17 protein-coding genes are annotated in these 17,990 nt (G+C 72.2%); 8 read left to right on the top strand and 9 right to left on the bottom strand.

Annotated elements, in window-relative coordinates; translation table 11 throughout:
* Nucleotides 1–58 precede the first annotated feature (58 nt).
* Nucleotides 59–421, top strand: a complete 363-nt coding sequence (locus AB0J69_RS49210; protein WP_364132881.1) for a hypothetical protein — start codon at nt 59–61, stop codon at nt 419–421.
* Nucleotides 422–430: 9 nt separating this feature from the next.
* On the opposite strand, the gene AB0J69_RS49205 is transcribed toward AB0J69_RS49210, so the two are convergent.
* Entirely contained in the window at nt 431–862 is a 432-nt protein-coding gene (locus AB0J69_RS49205) for an ATP-binding protein (RefSeq protein WP_364132878.1), read from the bottom strand.
* A gap of 89 nt (nt 863–951) precedes the next feature.
* Complete coding sequence (locus AB0J69_RS49200; protein ID WP_364132875.1) at nt 952–1,497, bottom strand: helix-turn-helix domain-containing protein; 546 nt, start codon at nt 1,495–1,497, stop codon at nt 952–954.
* 161 nt (nt 1,498–1,658) lie between these two features.
* Here AB0J69_RS49200 and AB0J69_RS49195 point away from each other — a divergent pair, with 161 nt between their 5' ends.
* Nucleotides 1,659–2,588 carry a GNAT family N-acetyltransferase gene (locus tag AB0J69_RS49195; RefSeq protein WP_364132873.1) on the top strand — a complete coding sequence of 310 codons (930 nt, stop codon included), beginning with the start codon at nt 1,659–1,661 and terminating at the stop codon, nt 2,586–2,588.
* Between the two features lie 6 nt (nt 2,589–2,594).
* Here AB0J69_RS49195 and AB0J69_RS49190 read toward each other — a convergent pair whose 3' ends face one another.
* From AB0J69_RS49190 to AB0J69_RS49175, 4 genes are all read right to left on the bottom strand, one after another.
* The gene (locus tag AB0J69_RS49190) at nt 2,595–3,872 is read right to left on the bottom strand and encodes an AAA family ATPase (RefSeq protein ID WP_364132870.1); all 1,278 of its coding nucleotides are present in this window, start codon (nt 3,870–3,872) and stop codon (nt 2,595–2,597) included.
* Nucleotides 3,869–5,308: a hypothetical protein gene (locus AB0J69_RS49185; RefSeq protein ID WP_364132867.1), complete on the bottom strand. Its 1,440-nt coding sequence runs from the start codon at nt 5,306–5,308 to the stop codon at nt 3,869–3,871. Before AB0J69_RS49185 ends, AB0J69_RS49190 begins: the two co-directional genes overlap by 4 nt.
* Nucleotides 5,309–5,375: 67 nt before the next feature.
* Nucleotides 5,376–6,506 carry a hypothetical protein gene (locus AB0J69_RS49180; RefSeq protein ID WP_364132866.1) on the bottom strand — a complete coding sequence of 377 codons (1,131 nt, stop codon included), beginning with the start codon at nt 6,504–6,506 and terminating at the stop codon, nt 5,376–5,378.
* On the bottom strand, nt 6,503–7,297 hold the full coding sequence (locus AB0J69_RS49175) for a hypothetical protein (protein WP_364132864.1): 795 nt from the start codon (nt 7,295–7,297) through the stop codon (nt 6,503–6,505). The genes AB0J69_RS49180 and AB0J69_RS49175 overlap by 4 nt, the downstream gene beginning before the upstream one ends.
* Nucleotides 7,298–7,478: 181 nt before the next feature.
* Between AB0J69_RS49175 and AB0J69_RS49170 the strand changes: the two genes are divergently transcribed.
* Nucleotides 7,479–8,081 carry a PadR family transcriptional regulator gene (locus tag AB0J69_RS49170; protein ID WP_364132861.1) on the top strand — a complete coding sequence of 201 codons (603 nt, stop codon included), beginning with the start codon at nt 7,479–7,481 and terminating at the stop codon, nt 8,079–8,081.
* Nucleotides 8,071–8,796, top strand: coding sequence for a VOC family protein (locus AB0J69_RS49165; RefSeq protein ID WP_364132859.1), 726 nt, complete (start codon nt 8,071–8,073; stop codon nt 8,794–8,796). Before AB0J69_RS49170 ends, AB0J69_RS49165 begins: the two co-directional genes overlap by 11 nt.
* Nucleotides 8,797–8,803: 7 nt before the next feature.
* On the opposite strand, the gene AB0J69_RS49160 is transcribed toward AB0J69_RS49165, so the two are convergent.
* Together AB0J69_RS49160 and AB0J69_RS49155 are read right to left on the bottom strand one after the other, a co-directional pair.
* The gene (locus tag AB0J69_RS49160) at nt 8,804–9,481 is read right to left on the bottom strand and encodes a methyltransferase domain-containing protein (protein ID WP_364132856.1); all 678 of its coding nucleotides are present in this window, start codon (nt 9,479–9,481) and stop codon (nt 8,804–8,806) included.
* A 60-nt stretch (nt 9,482–9,541) separates the two neighbouring features.
* Entirely contained in the window at nt 9,542–10,015 is a 474-nt protein-coding gene (locus AB0J69_RS49155; RefSeq protein WP_364132853.1) for an ATP-binding protein, read from the bottom strand.
* 242 nt (nt 10,016–10,257) lie between these two features.
* On the opposite strand from AB0J69_RS49155, the gene AB0J69_RS49150 reads away from it, so the two are divergent.
* Complete coding sequence (locus AB0J69_RS49150; RefSeq protein ID WP_364132849.1) at nt 10,258–11,919, top strand: substrate-binding domain-containing protein; 1,662 nt, start codon at nt 10,258–10,260, stop codon at nt 11,917–11,919.
* Between the two features lie 351 nt (nt 11,920–12,270).
* Here the strand turns inward: AB0J69_RS49150 and AB0J69_RS49145 are convergent, their stop codons facing one another.
* Nucleotides 12,271–13,860, bottom strand: a complete 1,590-nt coding sequence (locus AB0J69_RS49145; RefSeq protein ID WP_364132846.1) for an FAD-dependent oxidoreductase — start codon at nt 13,858–13,860, stop codon at nt 12,271–12,273.
* Nucleotides 13,861–14,043: 183 nt separating this feature from the next.
* Here AB0J69_RS49145 and AB0J69_RS49140 point away from each other — a divergent pair, with 183 nt between their 5' ends.
* The 3 genes from AB0J69_RS49140 to AB0J69_RS49130 all read left to right on the top strand — a co-directional run bounded on the left by AB0J69_RS49140 (nt 14,044) and on the right by AB0J69_RS49130 (nt 17,677).
* On the top strand, nt 14,044–15,852 hold the full coding sequence (locus AB0J69_RS49140) for a glycoside hydrolase family 15 protein (RefSeq protein ID WP_364132844.1): 1,809 nt from the start codon (nt 14,044–14,046) through the stop codon (nt 15,850–15,852).
* Between the two features lie 78 nt (nt 15,853–15,930).
* Nucleotides 15,931–16,485, top strand: coding sequence for a TetR family transcriptional regulator (locus tag AB0J69_RS49135; protein WP_364132841.1), 555 nt, complete (start codon nt 15,931–15,933; stop codon nt 16,483–16,485).
* Between the two features lies 1 nt (nt 16,486).
* A complete protein-coding gene (locus AB0J69_RS49130) occupies nt 16,487–17,677 on the top strand; it encodes an FAD-dependent oxidoreductase (RefSeq protein ID WP_364132839.1) in 1,191 nt (396 codons plus the stop codon).
* Nucleotides 17,678–17,990 lie beyond the last annotated feature (313 nt).

Genomic DNA, 17,990 nt, shown 5'->3' with positions numbered 1-17,990 from the left:
GCTCGATATAGCCCTATTTATTGGCATAAAGCACTGGTTGGCGGGCACTTTCCGCCGAATGATGACAGTGCTCGGCACGATCGGCTCCCTGGTGGTCGTCCTCCTCCTCGTCGTCCTGGCCGTGCTGCTCATCTCGGCCGTCGCGATGGTCACGCTGCTGGCGATGGCCGCCTCGATGACGCAGTGGAGGAGGGTGTGGCGGCGGCTGACCCGGCGCCGGAGCGGGCTGGAGCTGAAGCTCAGCGGGGCGGCGGTGCCCGAACGCCTGCGGGCGGAGCTGCACGGGAGCGTGTCCCGGGTGCGCCGCCGCTTCCTGCTCGGGGATGCCCGGCCGGGGGAGCGCAGGCCCGCGGAACGGGGCGGAGGCCCCCCTCGGTCCAGGCTCCACCGGCGTGCGGTGGAGCGCCATACCAGGACCTAGGGGAGCCTCTCAGGTGGTCATGAGGTGCCGCCCGGCCGCCCCCGGGGCGTACCGCAGGCGTTTCTCCAGGCAGACCACCGCTCCGTGCTCTTGTCTGTTGGTGAAGCGGATGTCGTCGGCGAGCGCGCGCATGATCTGCAGCCCGCGCCCGTGCTCTGAGCCGGGGTCGGGTATGACCAGTTTGCGCGGGTCGAACCCGTTGCCCGTGTCCACGACCTTGATGATGCAGAGGTGGTCGTGGACGGACGCGCTGACCGTGTAGTCGTCGCTGGGGGCCGCGTGCTTGATCACGTTGGAGCACGCCTCGGTGAGCATCAGTTCGATGTCGTCGCGGATCTGTGGCTCGACGCCGAGCGACCGCAGCGTGCCGTCCAGCATCTGCCTGATCAGCGGGACGCTCGCCGCATCCCTGGGCAGTCGGAGCGCTATCGTAGCCTCCACTGCGCCTCCTCCCGTTGGATGCGTGCCAGCCCCCTGCCCCCAATACGGTGTCCCAATCGTCCGTTTCTGGAGGGGCGGGACCGAAATCGTTACGGCTCGAGCAGGCGCATGGCGACCTCCAAGGTCGCCTTGTGGATCTCCTCCTCGGAGAGATCGTCCTCCTTCGTCAGCCATTTGCCGGCGTGCAGCGCGAACAGCGCCAGCGAGTGGCTGATCCGCTCCGTGGGCGTGGCGTCCGGCTCGCTCATCTCGGCCGTGAGCTCCATCATCCGCTCGCGGATCTTGATCATCGTGGGGTGGTCGCGCAGCGCGGTCTGGTTGCGCTCCAGGAACCGGGCGATCCCGAGATGCCGGGTGGCGCGGATGCTCGCGGCGTAACGCTCGACCAGCTCGCGGCGCATCTCCGGGGTCCTGGGCCGGCTCCTGACCCAGGCGAGCAGCTCCTCCAGGGCGGCCAGGCGCATCTCGACCAGGCTCGCCACGATGTCGTCCTTGGTCTTGAAGTGGTAATAAAGTGCGGCCTTCGTCACCCCGAGCTCCTCGGCGATCTCCCGCAGCGAGGTCGCCTCGTAGCCCTGCTCGGTGAAGAGCCTCAGCGCGATCTCCTGGATCCGGGTTCGCGTGTCTTCCCGCACTTCGCACCTATTTCGACTTGACGGCCGGCAAGTAAGTATCCGGCTCATTCTACGTTTGCCGGTCGGCCAGTAAGCCGGAGGCGACCGGGTGCCGTCCCGCTGCGCGGCGCCGTGCCGAAAATGGGAGGCGCGCTCCCGGCGCGTTGTGGACAATCCCTCCCATGCACACCATCAGCCGGCCACGGGTGGACGACGCCGCCGCCATTCACGAACTCGTCGCGGCCTACGACACCTCGGTGATCGGCGGCCCCGACTCCACGCTCGACGACGTCGTCGACGAGCTGGTCGAACCGGGCTTCGATCGCGACAGGGACGGCTGGCTGGCGCACGACGCCGGCGGCCGGCTCGACGGCTACGCCTGGGTCTGCCGCAACGGCGAGAGCGACCTGGTGGACGTCGAGGTGATCGTCCGCCCCGGCGTGGACGGCCTGGCGGACGAGCTGTGGCGGGCCGTGCTCGACCGGGCGGCCGAGCTGGGCGCCGAGCACGGCCACGACTCCGTCACGCTGCACATCGGCGTCTACCGCGACGACACGGCCAAGCAGGCGAGGACGAAGGGGCTGGGCTTCGAGCCCGGCACCAGCTTCCACCGCATGCGCATCGACCACGACGGCCCGGTGGAGCCGCCCGCCGCGCCGCCCGGCCTCACCCTGCACACGGGCGAGCCCGAGGACGTGCGGCGCGAGGCGCACCGCGTGCACCAGGAGGGCTTCGCCGAGCACTTCGGCTTCGTCCCGAGCTCCTACGACCAGTGGTACGAGCGCAGGCAGGCGATGACCGTGACCGACTGGAGCCAGCTCACGCTGGCCCGGCTCGACGGCCGGCCGGCCGGGGTGCTGATCGGCAGCAACCAGTTCCTGCCGGACGAGGGCTGCGGCTACGTGGCCACGCTCGCCGTGCTGCCCGAGTTCAGGGGGCGGGGGCTGGGCCGGTTCCTGCTGCGCCACGCGTTCGCCGCCGACGCCGCCCGCGGGCGCAAGGGCACGATCCTGCACGTCGACTCCAACAACACCACGCCGGCCCTGGGGCTGTACGAGTCGGCGGGGATGCGCCAGGTCATGGCCATCGACGTCTGGCGCCGCCGCCTCTGACCGTGCTCACACCCGGTGGCGGGACAGGTGCTCCAGCACCGACTGGTTGGCCTCCCACCCGTCGGGGAACTTCACCGGGACCCCCAGCTGCACCGGCTCCGCCGATGGATGGGCGTCCAGCAGCTCGGCGATGCCCGCCCTGGCCACCACCACGCACGCGTGCCGGTGCCGTGAGGCCAGCACGCACAGCCGGCCCGACTCCAGGTGGAAGGCCGTGGCGTCCCTGCGGCCCGACAGCGGGTGCAGCACGATCGTGACGTCGTACTCGCGGCCCTGCAGCCGGTTGGCGGTGTCCACGGTGATCTCCGGCGGCAGGCCGGCGGCCCGGATGGCGGCCACCTGGTCACGGTGCGCGGCCCCGACCGCGATCCGGTCCGCCGTCACCGGCCCCTCGCCCTGCTCGGAGCCGGCCACCGCGCCGCGCTGCAGCAGCCGCTCGGCCAGGAGCGCCACCGCCCGCACGGCTTCTGCGTCGGTGCGTACGGTGTGCCGGTTCGGCAGCTCCAGCAGCGCCCACCCCGACCGGGCCGCCTCCTCCAGCGCCCGGTCGTGCACGGTGCCCATGCCGCCGGTCGACAGCTCCATCCACCGGTCCCCGTGACCGGTGCCCGACCGGAACCCGGTGAACGGGTAGAACGCCTGCGACACCACCGGCGCCGCCGACGCGGGCAGCCGCCACGACACCGGCAGCCGGTGCACGGGCAGGTCCGGGTTGTGCCGCAGCAGCACCGACACGGCGCTCTGCAACGGGTCCCACGACAGCCCCGACCAGCGGTCGCCGTCCACGATCGAGAACGGGTCGAGCTGCCCGGGGTCGCCCACGAACAGCGCCCGCTCGAACAGCCCCGCGATCCGCAGCAGCTTGTCCGAGCGCATCTGGTACGCCTCGTCCACGATCGCCCACGGCCACACCCGGTCGCCGATCCACGCCCATTTGTCGGCCGTGGCGATGACGATGTCCGGGTCGCCCAGGTCCTGGATCCGGGTGCCGACCCGGACGCCGGGCAGCTCCAGCATGCGCAGCGGCGGGACGTACCCGCTCGCCGACAGCCGGCCCACGGTCAGGTGCGGGTGCTTGTCGCTGATCCGGGCCACCAGGTCGTCGACCTGCTCGTTGGTCTGGGCCACGATCATCAGCGGCTCGCCGGTGGCCGCGATGTGGGCGGCGGCGCGTACGACGAGGGTGGACTTGCCCGCTCCGGGCGGCGAGTCGACCACCACGCCGCGGTGCCGCGGCAGGTCGGCCAGGACGTTCCTGATGACCTGCTCCGGGCTGTCGGTCACGACCAGTCCTCCTGGGCGTCCTCGTCGTCGGGCACGTATCCCTGCTGTTGCTCCTGTGGCGGCCCGCCGTGCGTCCACGGCGTCGCCTCGGCCTCGGGCAGCGCGGGCGAGCCCTGGAAGTCGTCGGTCAGCGAGGTGTAGCAGACCCGCTCGCCGAGCTCCGGCACCGCTCCCGGGGCGGCCGTCCTGCCCCGGCCCATGCCTTTGGTGATCTTGAGCGTCACCAGGCCCTCGCCCGCCTCCACCAGCTCGGCGCCCTGGCCGCGGCGCTGCGGGGTGCCGAGCGACGTGCCGGGCGCGAGGTACACGGGGTCGTCGGTCTTGATCACGACCAGCGGGCGGAGTTTGCGCGAGCGGCCCTCGCCCTCGGTGTTGTCCGGGACCGTCTCGACCACCTCACCCGCGAACGCCTCGCCGGTCAGGCGGTATTCGGCCATCACCAGGGGGTCGTCGTAGGCGCGTTGCACGTCGTAGCCGGCCTGGGCGCGTTCCATGCGGGCCAGCTTGGCCGCCGCGGTGACGGCGCCGTCGCGGCGGGGCTGCGGCGGGGCGCCCTCGGCGATGTGCACCGCCATGCCGCTGAACGAGCCGCGGTCCTGCTCCCACCGCTGCGCCACGCTCGCGCCCTCCGGCAGGGCGGCGAGCAGGTCGATCGCCTGCCACATGAGCCGCCAGGTGGGCTCCAGCTGGGTACGCAGCGCCTCGGTGATGCGCTCGGCCGACTCACTCTCGATCGCCGGGGCGAGCACCTCGGCGTCGAACCCCGGATCGGTCGCCGGCCCGGCGGGCGGCCAGATCAGCGGGTCCTCCGCCTCGTCGCTCGGGCCCGTGGTGATCCAGGCGAGCAGCGCGGCCAGGTTGGCGTCCTCCAGCGAGCTCTGCCCGCTGGCCCAGTGCCGGCCCAGCTCCTCGGTGGCGGCCAGCATCAGCGACGAGCCCGGGTAGGCCGCCCGCTCCCCGAGATAGGTCAGCCACCGCCCGAGCAGCGGCACCCCCTCGGGCACCGGGTACGGCCCCTCGGTGCTGCGGAAGCGCGTCGAGCGCCCGAGCAGGCGGGTGAAGGCCACGCCGGCCGGGTTCGGGACGAGCAGCTGCGGCGCGTCGAGCGCGCGCTCGTAGGGGTCGGCGTTCCTGCGCTCCACGGTCTCGGTGTCGTTGAGGAAGCTCTCGACGTACGGCAGCAGCTCCCCGGCCAGGTCGGCGGCCCACGCGAAGCGCAGGTCGCGGTTGCGCGGCTGGGTCACCACGAGCAGGCGCGGCCGGTCGCGGTCGGTGCCGAGCATCGCCGCCAGCGGCGCGGCGGCCTCGCCCGAGAGCTTGAGCGGGATGAACACCATCGGCCGCGCCGAGAGGTGGCAGTGCCTGACGGTCGCGACGGGCTGCGCGATGCCCTCGTCCAGGGCCCGCAGCCGGGCGAGCGAGGTCAGCAGGCTCATGTGGGGCTTCTCCGCGGCAGGCTCAGGTCGATCGGTCTCCGCGGCGGGGCGGGGGTCGGCGGCGGGGTCACGTCAGGCACTCCCTGCGCAGGCGTTCGGCGTTGCGGAGCAGCCGGGCGATCTCCTCCTGGCCCTCGGCGGGGTCGCGGGCGCCGTCGGCCAGGCCCAGCGCCTCCGCCACGGAGGCGACGCCGCCGAGCTCGTCGCGCACCTGGCGGCCGAGCAGGTCGGAGGCGCCCTCCTGGCGGGCCTCGTCGCGGCAGAAGAAGCACAGGTCGCACGCCGACAGGCAGTCGGGCGCGTAGCGGGCCGTGGTCCTGCGCACCGCGTCGGCCAGGTCGGCGACCGGCCTGGTGGGCCGGCCGTCCTCGTCCGGCCGCAGGTCGAAGGTGAGGTCCTCGGGCAGCCCGTCCAGCAGCCGGTCGAGCGTGGTCATCCGGGTGAGCTGGCGGCGCAGCACGGCCAGCTGCTTGCGTACGTCGACCAGGGTCGCGACGGGCCGGTTCGCGAAGTTCTCCGGGCAGACCAGCACCACGTCGTGCGACACCTTCAGCGGGTCGTGGCCCAGGTCCTCCAGCAGGGTGCGCAGCGCCAGCACGTACACCGCCGCCTGCCGCGCCGCCGCCGCCACCGCCGACGGGTCGGCCTGCCCGTCGATCACCGCGAACGACTTGATCTCCACGATGTGGAACCGCCCGCCCAGCTGGAAGGCCACCACGTCGGGCTCGAGGTAGGCGGTGTGCCCGGCGATCTCCAGGCTGAGCAGCGGATGGTCGTAGAGCGTGCCGGCGTCCTGGCCCTCGCCCGCCGCCCGGTCGAACAGCGCCCTGGTGTGCGCGTGGCGCAGGTGGGCGCCGACGTTCTCGACGTCGTGGTAGGACACCTCGGCGATCGGCAGGCCGAGCAGCTCGCGCAGCATGCGCAGCAGCTCCGCGCAGCCGTCGGCCTTGACCAGCGCCTCGAACATGTTGCCGCGGGTGATCGCGAACGGCGACTGGCCGAACGGCGCGGGGAACCCCAGGTGCCGGGCGGCGGCGTCCTTGTCGATGCCGGCGCCGTCCATGAGGGCGCGGCGGGTGCAGCCGGGGTTGGCGGCCAGGGCCGCGATGGCGCGGGCGTCGTGCGGCTGCTGGGGCGTGGTGCCCCGCAACGCCTCCAGCCGGTGCACATGGTCGCCTTCGCGCTTCAAGCCGCTCACTTCGCGTTCTCCTTCTTGATCGTGCTCAGCGTAGCGGCGCCGAACAGGCGCGCGGCGTCACCGAGCTGCGCCGCGGCGCGTTCCGCCAGCTCGGCGCGATCCCGCGTGTCGCGATCGGCGTGCACGCGCAGCTCCGCGCGGGCCGCCTCGACCACCCTCCCGGGGTCCTGCGTGCCGAGCGTGCCGTCGGTGGCGCCCGGGATGTTCCTGGCCATGCGGACCAGTAAGCGGGCCCCCCGCTCGTTGTCCGCCTCGTTCCTCAGCTCCTGCTCGGCCACCGCGATGGCGCAGGTCAGGAAGTCGACGCGGGGGCTGAGCGGGCCGACCACGCGCCGCTCCAGCGGCCACGTGCTGAGCGTGAGCAGGCCCCGGGCGGGGGAGAGGCGGTCGGTGAGGGCGGCACACAGGTAGTACGGCCGCCCGTGGGGGGAGGACCGGAACGAGCGCTCCTCGTCCCTGCGCAGGCTGGTGAGCTGGTTGCTGCGGATCGTGCCGCCGAAGAACGCCTCGCTGACGGCCACGACCAGCCTGGGCTGGGCGGCCGCCCCCAGGAGCCCCAGCCCCTGGTGCACCTGCTCCCGCACGGTGACCAGGCGCGGCGGCTCCTCCTTGGCCCCGCCCGCGGGCCGGGCCTGCTCGCCGCTCACGAGGGCGTCCCAGGCGCGCTCGGCACTGCGCAGCTCAGCCCGCAGGAGGCGGGCGGTGGCGCCGTCCCGGGCGCGCATCGCCTTGCGCACGCCGGCCCGCAGCTCGTCGATCCGCCGCTCGAGATCGTCCAGCCGGTCACTCATGGCGCGACTGTACCAACAGTCCCAGCATTTTCCAGTAATTTGCCGACATCGACGCCATTGCGTGATCTACATCGTAAAGGCGCTCACCCCGGCCTAGCTAGTCAAATTTGGCTAGCGAGAGGATCGGCGGTACGCTTCCGAGAAGCTAGCCAAATTTGGCCAGCCGCCTTTGGGGAGCTCGATGAAGTCGGTACGGCTGCTGGTCCTGGGAGCGCTGCGCAGGCGCGGACGCGCACACGGTTACCAGGTCCGCGCGGATCTGGAGGCGTGGGGCGCGCACGAGTGGTCCACCGCCACGTCCGGCTCGGTTTACCACGCGCTCAAGAGCATGGCCGCCCAGGGCCTGCTGGTGACGCACGAGACGGTCCGCTCGGAGGCCGGGGGGCCGCCGCGGATCGAGTACGAGCTGACCGGCAAGGGCGAGCAGGAATACTTCACCCTGCTGGGCCGGGCCCTCGCCGACCACGACCCGGGCCTCGACGTGCTGGGCGCCGCCGTCGGCCTGATCGAGGACCTTCCCCGGGAGCACGCCCTGGAGATGCTGCGCGAGCGGGCCCGCGCGATGCGCGAGTGGCGTGCGAGCATCACCTCGCACCTACCGGCGGACACCGATCTGGACACCTGGGGGCCGGTGGGCGAGGTCCTGTCCCTGTGGCTGACCACCGCCGAGACCGGCGCCCGATGGACCCACCGGCTGATCCGCCGCCTGGAGGAGGGCGCGTTCACCATGGCCGGCGAGGACCCCGCATCCACGCAACCCGATGGAGGAACCCATGGCCAATGAGATCACCGTGCCGCTCCTTCCCTGCCGGTCCATCGACGAGATCGAAGATTTCTACACCATGCTCGGGTTCACCCGGACCTACCACCAGGTCCGCCCGAACCCGTACGTGGCCCTCGAACGCGAGGACCTCCAGCTGCACTTCTTCGGCATGCCGGGCTTCGACCCCGAGGACTCCTACGGGAGCTGCCTGGTCATCGTGCCCGACACCAAGGAGCTCTTCGAGGCGTTCGCGGCGGGCATGCGCGCGGTCCACGGCAGGCTCCTGATCTCGGGGATCCCCCGGATGACCCGGCCCCGCAGGCGCAAGAACGCCGACGGCCATTCCGGATTCGCCGTCATCGACCCCGGCGGGAACTGGATCAGGATCACGTCCGCCAGGCCCGCGCCCGAGGAGGAGGCCCCCGGCAGGCTCACCACGACCCTGGACAGGGCGGTCGTGATGGGCGACTCCCACGGCAAGCACGTACGGGCGGCCCAGATCCTGGACGCGGCCCTGGAGCGCGACCGGGACACCGCGACGCCCGCCGAGCTACTCGAGGCGCTGGCCTACCGTGCCGAACTCGCCCTCCGCGCCGACGACTCCGCTGCCGCCGGCGACGCCATCGCCCGAGCCCGCGCGCTCACCCTCTCCGACGCCGAGCGTGACAGGCTCGCCGAGAGCCTGGCCGCCCTCGACGACCTGGAGGCCGTCCTCCGGCCGGCCCCTCGCCCCTGACCACGGGTCAGAGCGGGAGAGCCACCACCCAGCTGCGGTCCTCGGTGAGGAAGCGGTCCAGGCGCAGCCCCTCGGCGGCCAGTTCAGCGGCGAGGTCGTCGTCGGTGAGCCGCTTGGAGGAGAACGACTGCGTCCACACCTTGTCGCCGCCGTACGTGTAGCGCATGGTCGCTTCGTAGATCCCCGGCGACACCTCCTCGACGGCCGCCATCGTGATCGTGATGTCGCCGTCGTCGCGCCCCATGCCCGGGTGCCACCGGTCGTGCGCGTCGGCGGGCATCCACTGGATCAGCACCGCGCCGGCGGGCTTGACGTGCCGCGCGCAGGTCGCCAGCAGGGCCTGCCGGGTGGCGTCGTGCACGGTGTTCACGAGCTGGGAGGCCAGCATGACGGTGTCGAAGCGCCGGTCGAGCCGCAGGTCCTGGACGCGGGCGAGCACGGTGCGGGTGCCGCGCACCCGGGCGAGCATCTCGGGTGACTCGTCCACGGCCACCACCGCGAAACCGCGGTCGAGCAGCGGATGCGTCACCCGTCCGACGCCGGCGCCGAGCTCCAGGACGGAGCCTCCGGGCGGGGTCACCTGGGCGACGATCTCGGGCTCGTCGCCGGCGGCCAGCAGGCTGTAGAACTCGACAGGGGATCCGTCAGGGGTGATGGGGCCGGGGCCGGTACCTGATTCACGCATGTCTCGAAACTATCCCCGCGATCAAGGCGGGTGGGGCCATCGCGCACGATCGGCCATCGGCTATGGCACGCCGACCGGTTGTGCGGGGTGGTGGTCGCTCCGGACGTGCTGGTCGGGCCGATGATCGGGCCGGTGGGGCACGGCGGGGTGGTGGCGGACGCGCAGGGTGAGCAGGGAGCCGTGGCCGGTCTGTTCGAGCGCGACCTCGTCGCACAGGTGCTGGATCACCCACAGGCCGTACCCATGGGACCCGGCCGGGTCGACGCGCGCCGAGGCGAGGTGGTCGCGGGTCAGGCGGCCCCCGACGTCGAGGATCTCCACGACGATCTGGCCGGCGGCGGTGCGGGCGGTGAGGGTGCCCGACCCGCCGCCGTGGTCGAGCACGTTGGTGACGGCCTCGTTCACGGCCAGCACCAGGTCCTCCAGCCGCCCGCGGGGCAGGCCGCAGTGGTGACCGTGGATGCGCACCAGGTCCCTCATCAGGCCGAGGTCGGCCGTGATGGGACAGCGCAGTTCGAACTCGAAAGTCATCATCGTCTCGCCGCCGGGGGCCAGGAGGAGTCCGTTGGCCCTTTTGGAGCTTTCCCCGCAGGAGATCGCCAAACGTCCGGATGGCGAGCCGGCCGCCGGGCCCGCCGTGGTTCCCCTGGCCCGCCAGGCCAGGGAGCGTATGCCGATATTTACTGACCCGTAATTCTTCGTGAACACCTGGCAACACGCGCCCCATAAGCCGGCCGGCCACGAGAATTGAGGCAGCTTGACCCAAGGGGGCGTGGGTGGTCGTGCTGGAGCCGCTGGGCCGGCTGGTGAACTTCCTCGGCGGCGTGGGTCCCGTGCTGTTCGGGATCGCGCTGCTGGTGGCCGCGCCCTTCGTCGACCGGCTCGTCGTACGCCGCAAGCGCCTCACGTTCCGCGTCCTGTACAACTCCAAGATCGGCGTCGGCCCCGAGCGGCTCGACGGGGCGGACCCGGCCGAGGCGGGACCGCCGCAGCTGAGCCGGGTCGTCCGGCTGCTCGACCGGATGAGCATCGTGGTGATCCGCATCCGCAACAGCGGCAGCTACGACATCGACCCCGACGACTTCGACAAGGCGCTGTCGTTCACGTTCGGCGGGCGCGTCGTGTGGAACGCCCGGGTCTCCGACGCCAGCACTCCCGAGCTGCGCCAGCGGTTACGGGACTCGCTGCGCTTCTTCCCCGACGAGGACAAGCCCGCCCGCGACAACCTGCTCACCGTACGCCAGCGCCTGTCCGACCGCATGGCGCGCTGGGTCGGCGGCGCCCAGAACCAGGAGGTCGCCGAGCCGAACTGGCACGGCGTCCGGCTGGACCGGCTCACCCTCAAACGCGGGCAGAAGGCCAAGCTCGTCGTCGTCCTGCGCGAGGCCGGCCCCGGCGGGGTGGACGACATCACCAAGGTCGTCGAGCACGCCGGCAAGCTCAAGGACGCCGGCCTGATCCAGGACGAGAGCAAGGCCCGCCGCCTCACCCTGCCGCGCGTCAGCGCCACGCTCGTCGTGCTGCTCACCCTGGTCCTGGTGCTCAGCCAGCTCGCCCGCCCGGTCGACAGCTCGGTCGCGTGCGCGACCGGGGAGCTGAGCGTGGAGGGGTCGAGCGTGCTGATGTCGACCATGCAGGCGGTCGCCGCCGAGTACACGCGGGTGTGCGGGGACGACACCAAGATCGCCACTCGGGCGACCGGCTCGCTGAGCGGCGTGCGCGGCCTGCTGAACGCCGACGCGGCCCGGGCGGACGGGCGCATCGCGCTGTCGGACGGCAAGAGCCGCTATCACGACCGGCTGTACGGGGAACGGCTGGCGATCGTCGTCTACTTCGTGGTGGTCAACAGCGAGGTCGGGCTGACCACGCTGGGCGTCGAGGACCTCCAGAAGATCAACAGCGGCGCCTGGACCGACTGGAGGCAGGTCCGCGGCGAGGGCCCGTCGCTGCCCATCAGGATCGTCGGCCGCGGCCAGGACTCCGGCACCCGGCAACTGTTCGAGGAGAGGGTGCTCGGCACCGGCGAGAACGTGCTCTCCTCCGAGGAGTGCCTGGAGAAGGACCGCAACCCGGACGCGCCCGTGATCCGCTGCGAGCGCGACGACAACGCGGAGGTCCTGGAGAAGATCAGCACGATCCCGGGCGCGATCGGGTACGCCGACGCGGCATCGGTGGCCGAGGCCCGCCGGGCGGGCAGCATCACGGCGCTGACCCTCGACGGCAAGGCGTTCGACGCCGCCACCGCCGTGGAGTCCGGCTACCCGTTCTGGACGGTGGAGTACCTCTACCTGAGGGCCCGGCCGCGGCCGGGCTCGGCGGCCGCGAACTTCCTGGAGTTCGTCCGCGGCCACAGCCTGGCGCGGGTGCGGCTGACGGAGTCGGGGTTCAGGCCGTGCACGGGGGCGGAGGGTCCCGTGGAGCTGTGCCATCTACGCTGACCGCCCCCGGGGATCCGGCCACGGGCATCGGCACCTCCAGCACGTCGCGGTAGTGGGCGAGCAACTCCTCGCACAACGCCGGCCAGGCGCGCTCGGCGACCGGCGCCCGGGCCTGCCCCGCCGGGCGCCCACAGGGAGGCGTCCGCGACCTGCCCAGGCCACGGTCGCCCGTAGCCCGGGCGGGTCGTCCCGCGGGTGACTTGGGCTGGACGAGGTCGAGCGGCCCCCCGGCGGCCGGCGCGACCACCGGTACCCCGCCGCGCGCCTTTCGAGCGGACGCCGCAACGGCCCGTCACCGGCCACCGCCAGCACGGCGGGTACGCCCGCGCCGCAGCTGACCCTGCGCGACGCTCAGCCGCTGCTCAGGACGCGCTGGTGCAGCTCGGTGACGACCTTGCGGGCCGACTCCAGGGCGCCCGACTGCCAGGCGATCATGTGGCTCAGCCAGTCGCCGGCGAAGTACACGTGCCCGGCCGGCCGGTTGAGCAACTGGTAGGCGCCCTGGCGCGACGGCCAGCCCACCCACGCGCCCTCGATGTGCGGCTGCTTCCGCCAGGCGACGGACACCGACGAGGCCAGCTCGTCGCGGTACTTCGCGCCGTGGATCAGCATGCCCTGCCCGACCGCGCGCCGCTCCCGGCCGGCGTGGTCGAGCGCGGCGTAGGCGTCGGCCTGGGCACCGAAGTTGTAGTAGCCGACGACCAGGCCGCGCGGCCCGCCGTACCCGTAGGAGGGGTACCAGATGCCGGCCAGGTCGAGGTCGGTGCTGGTGATGCCGCCGTAGATGCCCTCGTCGACCTCCCACCACCGGCGCCGGTACTCCAGCCCGATCTTCCCCGCGCTGGAGACCGTCGGGGTCGCCAGGGCGGCCTGGACCTCCGCGCCCAGGTTGTGCGGCGTCCTGGCGAGGAGGTGCGGTGGCATCGCCGCGACGCACAGGTCGGCCCTGACCTTCCGGGTGCGCCCGTGCCGGTCGCGGTACTCCACCTCCACCCCGTCCGCCAGGTCGGTGATGCCGGTGACCTCGGAGCGCAGCAGGATCCGCTGCCGGCCGATCCTCGCGGCCAGCGCCTTCGGGATCGCGTCCATGCCGCCGACCGGCTGGAACATCAGCATCGCCTGGTCATAGCCGAGCTCGAACGAGAACCGCTGCCCGACGCCGCTGGCCAGCACCTCCGACAGCGACGGCACCGGCCCGAGCACCGTGCCGGCCTGCTCGCCCGCGCCGGGGTCCACGCTGTAGCCGCGCCGCGAGGTCCCGCCGTACCTGAAGCCGCTCGCCCGGTTGCCCACCGCCCCGAACCCCGACAGGAAGGCGATCAGCCGCTCCTTGTCCTGGGCGGTCAGCGCCGCGTCCAGCGCGCCCGCGTCGGTGGCCCGCGACAGCAGCTCCGCGACGTAGCCGTACACGTCGGCCTTGGCCGTGCGCCAGCGGACCGGGGCCGTCATGCCCTGGTGGTAGATGTAGGCCTGGGCGTTGGCGTTGGTGAACACCTCCAGGTCCACGCCGAGCTCGCGGCAGTAGTCCACGGTGACCATCCACTGCGCTAATCGCGCCGGGCCCGCGTTCAGGTAGACGCCGTCGCGGAAGCGCGCCACCTGCGTGGAGCCGTCCAACTCGGTCACCCGGTCGCCGCCGCGGATGGTCCAGTTGCGCCCGCCGATCCGGTCCAGGGCCTCCAGGATCGTGCAGTCGTAGCCCGCCTTGCCCAGCTCGTACGCCGTCGCCAGCCCGGCCATCCCCGCCCCGAGGATCACCACCTTCCTGGCGGACCGCCCGGTGAGTGAGAAGTCGGACGGCTGCGGCGGGTCGAAGGCGCCCTTCGCGGCCGCCTCGGCCGACGGTGCGAGCCCGAGCGCGCCCATGGTCGCGAAGAGCGCCCCTGCCCCGCCGGACACGCCGACGGCGGACAGGAAGTCGCGTCTGCTGTACCCCAACACCCACCTCCATGATCTTGTTGGGGGGAGTCTGAGCATGCTTTGTTGCGGCTGATCGGCCAGAGCGTTTTTTGTAGGTTTCTGGGCACTCACCAGGGCAGGCATGAAGGGTGAAACGTCAAGGAATGGGAATCCCTTGACGAGCGGCGGAGCCCATCGTGCCGCCCGCCTGCATACGTTGGGGACATGCAGGCAGACACCCGTTACCTGCCGATCGGGGAGCACGGGCTCATCGGCGACCTGCGCACCGTCGCGCTCGTGGGCACCAACGGCACCATCGACTGGTACTGCTGCCCGTCCTTCGACGCCCCCAGCGTGTTCGCCTCGATCCTGGACGCCGACCGGGGCGGGTCGTTCGAGCTGGCCGCCGACACCCCGGCGACGACCAAGCAGTTCTACTTCCCCGACACCAACGTCCTGATCACCCGCTTCTTCGCCGACGACGGGGTGGGCGAGATCCAGGACTTCATGCCTATCGCGGACGACTCGCGCGAGGCCGACCGGCACCGGCTGATCCGGCGCGTCTCCTGCGTCCGCGGCACGCTCCCGTTCCGCGCCCGGGTGGCGCCCCGCTTCGACTACGCCAGGCAGGAGCACACCGTCCACCGGGACGGATCTCGTACGACCTTCCAGTCGCCGTCCCTGGCGCTGGCCCTGTCGGCCAGCGTGCCGGTCGAGACCGACGGGCGGGACGTCTGGAGCGCGTTCGAGCTCAAGGAGGGCGAGCACGCGGTGTTCGCCCTCGACCGGGTCGGCTTGGGGATCACGCCGCGCGGCTGCCCGATGGAGGAGGCGGAGCGGGAGTTCGTCGCCACCGTGCGGTACTGGCGCCGGTGGCTGTCCGCCTCCCGTTACCGGGGCCGCTGGCGGGAGGTCGTCCACCGCTCGGCCCTGACGCTGAAGCTGCTCACGTACGCCCCGACCGGCGGCATCGTCGCCGCCCCCACGACGAGCCTGCCCGAGCGGATCGCCGGCGGGCGCAACTGGGACTACCGGTACGTGTGGATACGCGACGCCGCGTTCTGCGTCTACGCCCTGCTCAGGCTCGGCTTCACCGAGGAGGCCGACGCGTTCATGGGCTTCCTGTCCAGGCACGTCCCGCTCAGCGGCGACGGCCCCAACGGGCCGCTGCAGATCATGTACGGCATCGACGGCCGCTGCGACCTGCCCGAGCACGAGCTGAACCACCTGGAGGGCTACCGGGCCTCCGCCCCCGTACGCATCGGGAACGCCGCCGCCGGCCAGCTCCAGCTCGACATCTACGGCGCCCTCATCGACTCCGTCTACCTCTACAACAAGTGGGGCGACCCCATCTCCAGCGACCGCTGGGACCAGGTGTGCACGCTGGTCAACTGGGTCTGCGACAACTGGGACCAGCCCGACGAGGGCATCTGGGAGACGCGCGGCGGGCGCAAGAACTTCGTCTACTCGCGGCTGATGTGCTGGGTCGCCATCGAGCGCGCCATGCGCATGGCCGCCCAGCGCGGCCTGCCCGCCGACATCCCCCGCTGGCGCGCCAACCGGGACACGATCTACCGCGACATCATGCGGCAGGGGTGGTCGGAGCGGGCCGGGGCGTTCGTCCAGCACTTCGACGAGGACGTGCTGGACGCGTCCATCCTGATGATGCCGCTGGCCAAGTTCGTCTCGCCCACCGATCCCAAGTGGCTGTCCACCCTCGACGCGCTCGGCCTCGGGCTGGTCTCGGACTCGCTGGTGTACCGCTACGACCCGGAGGTCAGCCCCGACGGGCTGGAGGGTCCCGAAGGCACGTTCTCGATCTGCTCGTTCTGGTACGTCGAGGCGCTGGCCCGCGCCGGCCGCGTCGACGAGGCCCGCCTGGCGTTCGAGAAGATGCTGACCTACGCCAACCACCTCGGGCTGTACGCGGAGGAGATCGGGCACACGGGGGAGCAGCTCGGCAACTTCCCGCAGGCCATCACCCACCTGGCGCTCATCAGCGCCGCCTTCAACCTCGACCACGCCCTCGGCTGACCCGGCGCCACCTGACCGCGGGACGGGAAGGCCCGGTATGCTACGTTGAATAAACGTTTATTCAATGTGGACGGGGCGATGGCCAGGACACGAAACGAGCAGGCGGTGTGGCGCCGCGAGCAACTGCTGGACGCGGCCCTGAAGGTGTTCGCCGCCAAGGGCGTGGACGGCGCCACGGTGAAGGACGTGGCGCAGGCGGCCGGCGTGACCCCCGGCCTGCTGTATCGCTACTTCGACAGCAAGGAGGCGATGGTGGCGACGCTCCTGTCGGAGCGGGGCTTCCTGCCCCGGCTGCGGGAGTTGCGGGCCGACGCTCTCGACAGCCGCCCGGCCACCGTCGTGCTGACCGAGCTGCTGGAGGCGTTCGATCGGCTGCTGGCCGGCCACGCCGACCTGATGGCGGTGTTCTTCAGCGCCGCCCAAGCCCGCGCGCCGCTGGCGACGCTGGTGAGCGAGGGCCAGCGGCTGATCGGCGACTTCCTGGCCGAGCGGGTCGCCGCCGGCGAGCTTCGCGCGCACGACACCGCCACGGCGGCCAGGACCCTGTTCGCCACCGTGGCCGTCAACCGGCGGCTGGGCACCCCCATCGACGTCGCCGCCCTGGTCGGGCTGCTGTTTCCGGAAGAAGGATGAGATGCGCGCACAGTGCTGTGTCGTAGGCGGAGGGCCGGCGGGGATGATGGCCGGGCTGCTGCTGGCCCGCCAGGGCGTGGAGGTGATCGTGCTGGAGAAGCACGCGGACTTCCTCAGGGACTTCCGCGGCGACACCGTCCACCCCTCCACGCTGGAGGTGATCGCCGAGCTGGGGTGGATCGAGGAGTTCCTCGGCCTCCCGCACACCAGGATGCCCGAGGTCTCGGTCAACATGGGTGGCAAGGACGTCACCTTCGCCGACTTCAGCCGGTTGCGGGTGCGCTGCCCCTACATCGCCTTCATGCCGCAGTGGGACGTGCTGGACTTCCTGGCCGGCAAGGCCGCGGCCTTCCCCTCATTCCGCCTCCTGCGCAGCGCCCGGGTGACGGAGCTCCGCACCGAGCGCGGGCGGGTGACCGGCGTCCTGGCCGACACCGGGGACGGCCCCGTGGAGGTGCGGGCGGATCTGGTGATCGGGGCGGACGGCCGCCACTCCACCGTACGGGCGCGGGCGGACCTGGCTCCCGTGAGCGACTCGCCGCCCATGGACGTGCTGTGGTTCCACCTGCCCCGCAGGGCAGCGGATCGGGTGCCCTTCTTCCAGGGCGGCAAGGGGGCCTTGATCTCCATCGACCGCGGCGACTACTGGCAGATCGCCTATGCGATCCCGGCGGCCGCCTTCGGCGAGCTCAAGACCGCCGGGCTGGCGGCGTTCCGGGAGCGGGTGGCCGGCCTGGCGCCCGCCCTGCGCGACCGCGTCCACCAGCTCGACTGGGAGGCGGTGCACCACCTGACCGTCCGGGTGGACCGGCTGCCCCGGTGGCATCGGCCAGGACTGCTGTGCATCGGTGACGCCGCCCACGCCATGTCGCCCGCGGGCGGCGTGGGCATCAACCTGGCGGTGCAGGACGCGGTGGCCACCGCCAACCTCCTGGGCCCCTTACTCGCCGGGGGCGGCGTCCCCGGGGAAGCCGACCTGGCCCGGGTGCAGTCGCGCCGGGAGCGCGCCGCGAGGGTGACGCAGGCGTTCCAGCTCAGGATCCTGCGCGGCCTCTACCCCAAGGACCTGGGCGACGACACGACACAGCACGTGCCGCCGATCTTCACCGCGTTCCGGACGCTGCCGCCGCTGCGGCACCTCATGGGCCGCTTCATCGGCATGGGCGCCCGCCCGGAGCACATCGCCGCGTAGCGCCGGAGCCGGCCCTGTCTGCCGGCCCTGTCTGTCGGCGCATGGTGGGCGGCGCATGGTGGGCGGCGGCTGCCTTCACGGGGCGGCCGTCCGCCGGCCCCCTCCCGACCCCGAGCCGGCTCCCTCCCGGCCCCGAGGCGGTCCCCTCCCGGCCCCGAGGCGGGGGCGCCGGCGGACCGGGGTGCGGTCGAAGCGGGGCGGGGAGGTTGTGGGCATATGTCGTGGCAAGGCTTGGTCAAGCACGAATCAACCCAGGTCAACAGCATTATTCTGGCCTGAAGTAGGGGATTGTCGAGACGCGGATGGAAGGTGA

It is taken from the genome of Nonomuraea sp. NPDC049709 (assembly GCF_040674815.1).
Classification (GTDB): Bacteria; Actinomycetota; Actinomycetes; order Streptosporangiales; family Streptosporangiaceae; genus Nonomuraea.
The sequence above is the reverse complement of the archived record's forward strand: the minus strand, read 5'-3'. Positions and strand labels throughout refer to the sequence as shown.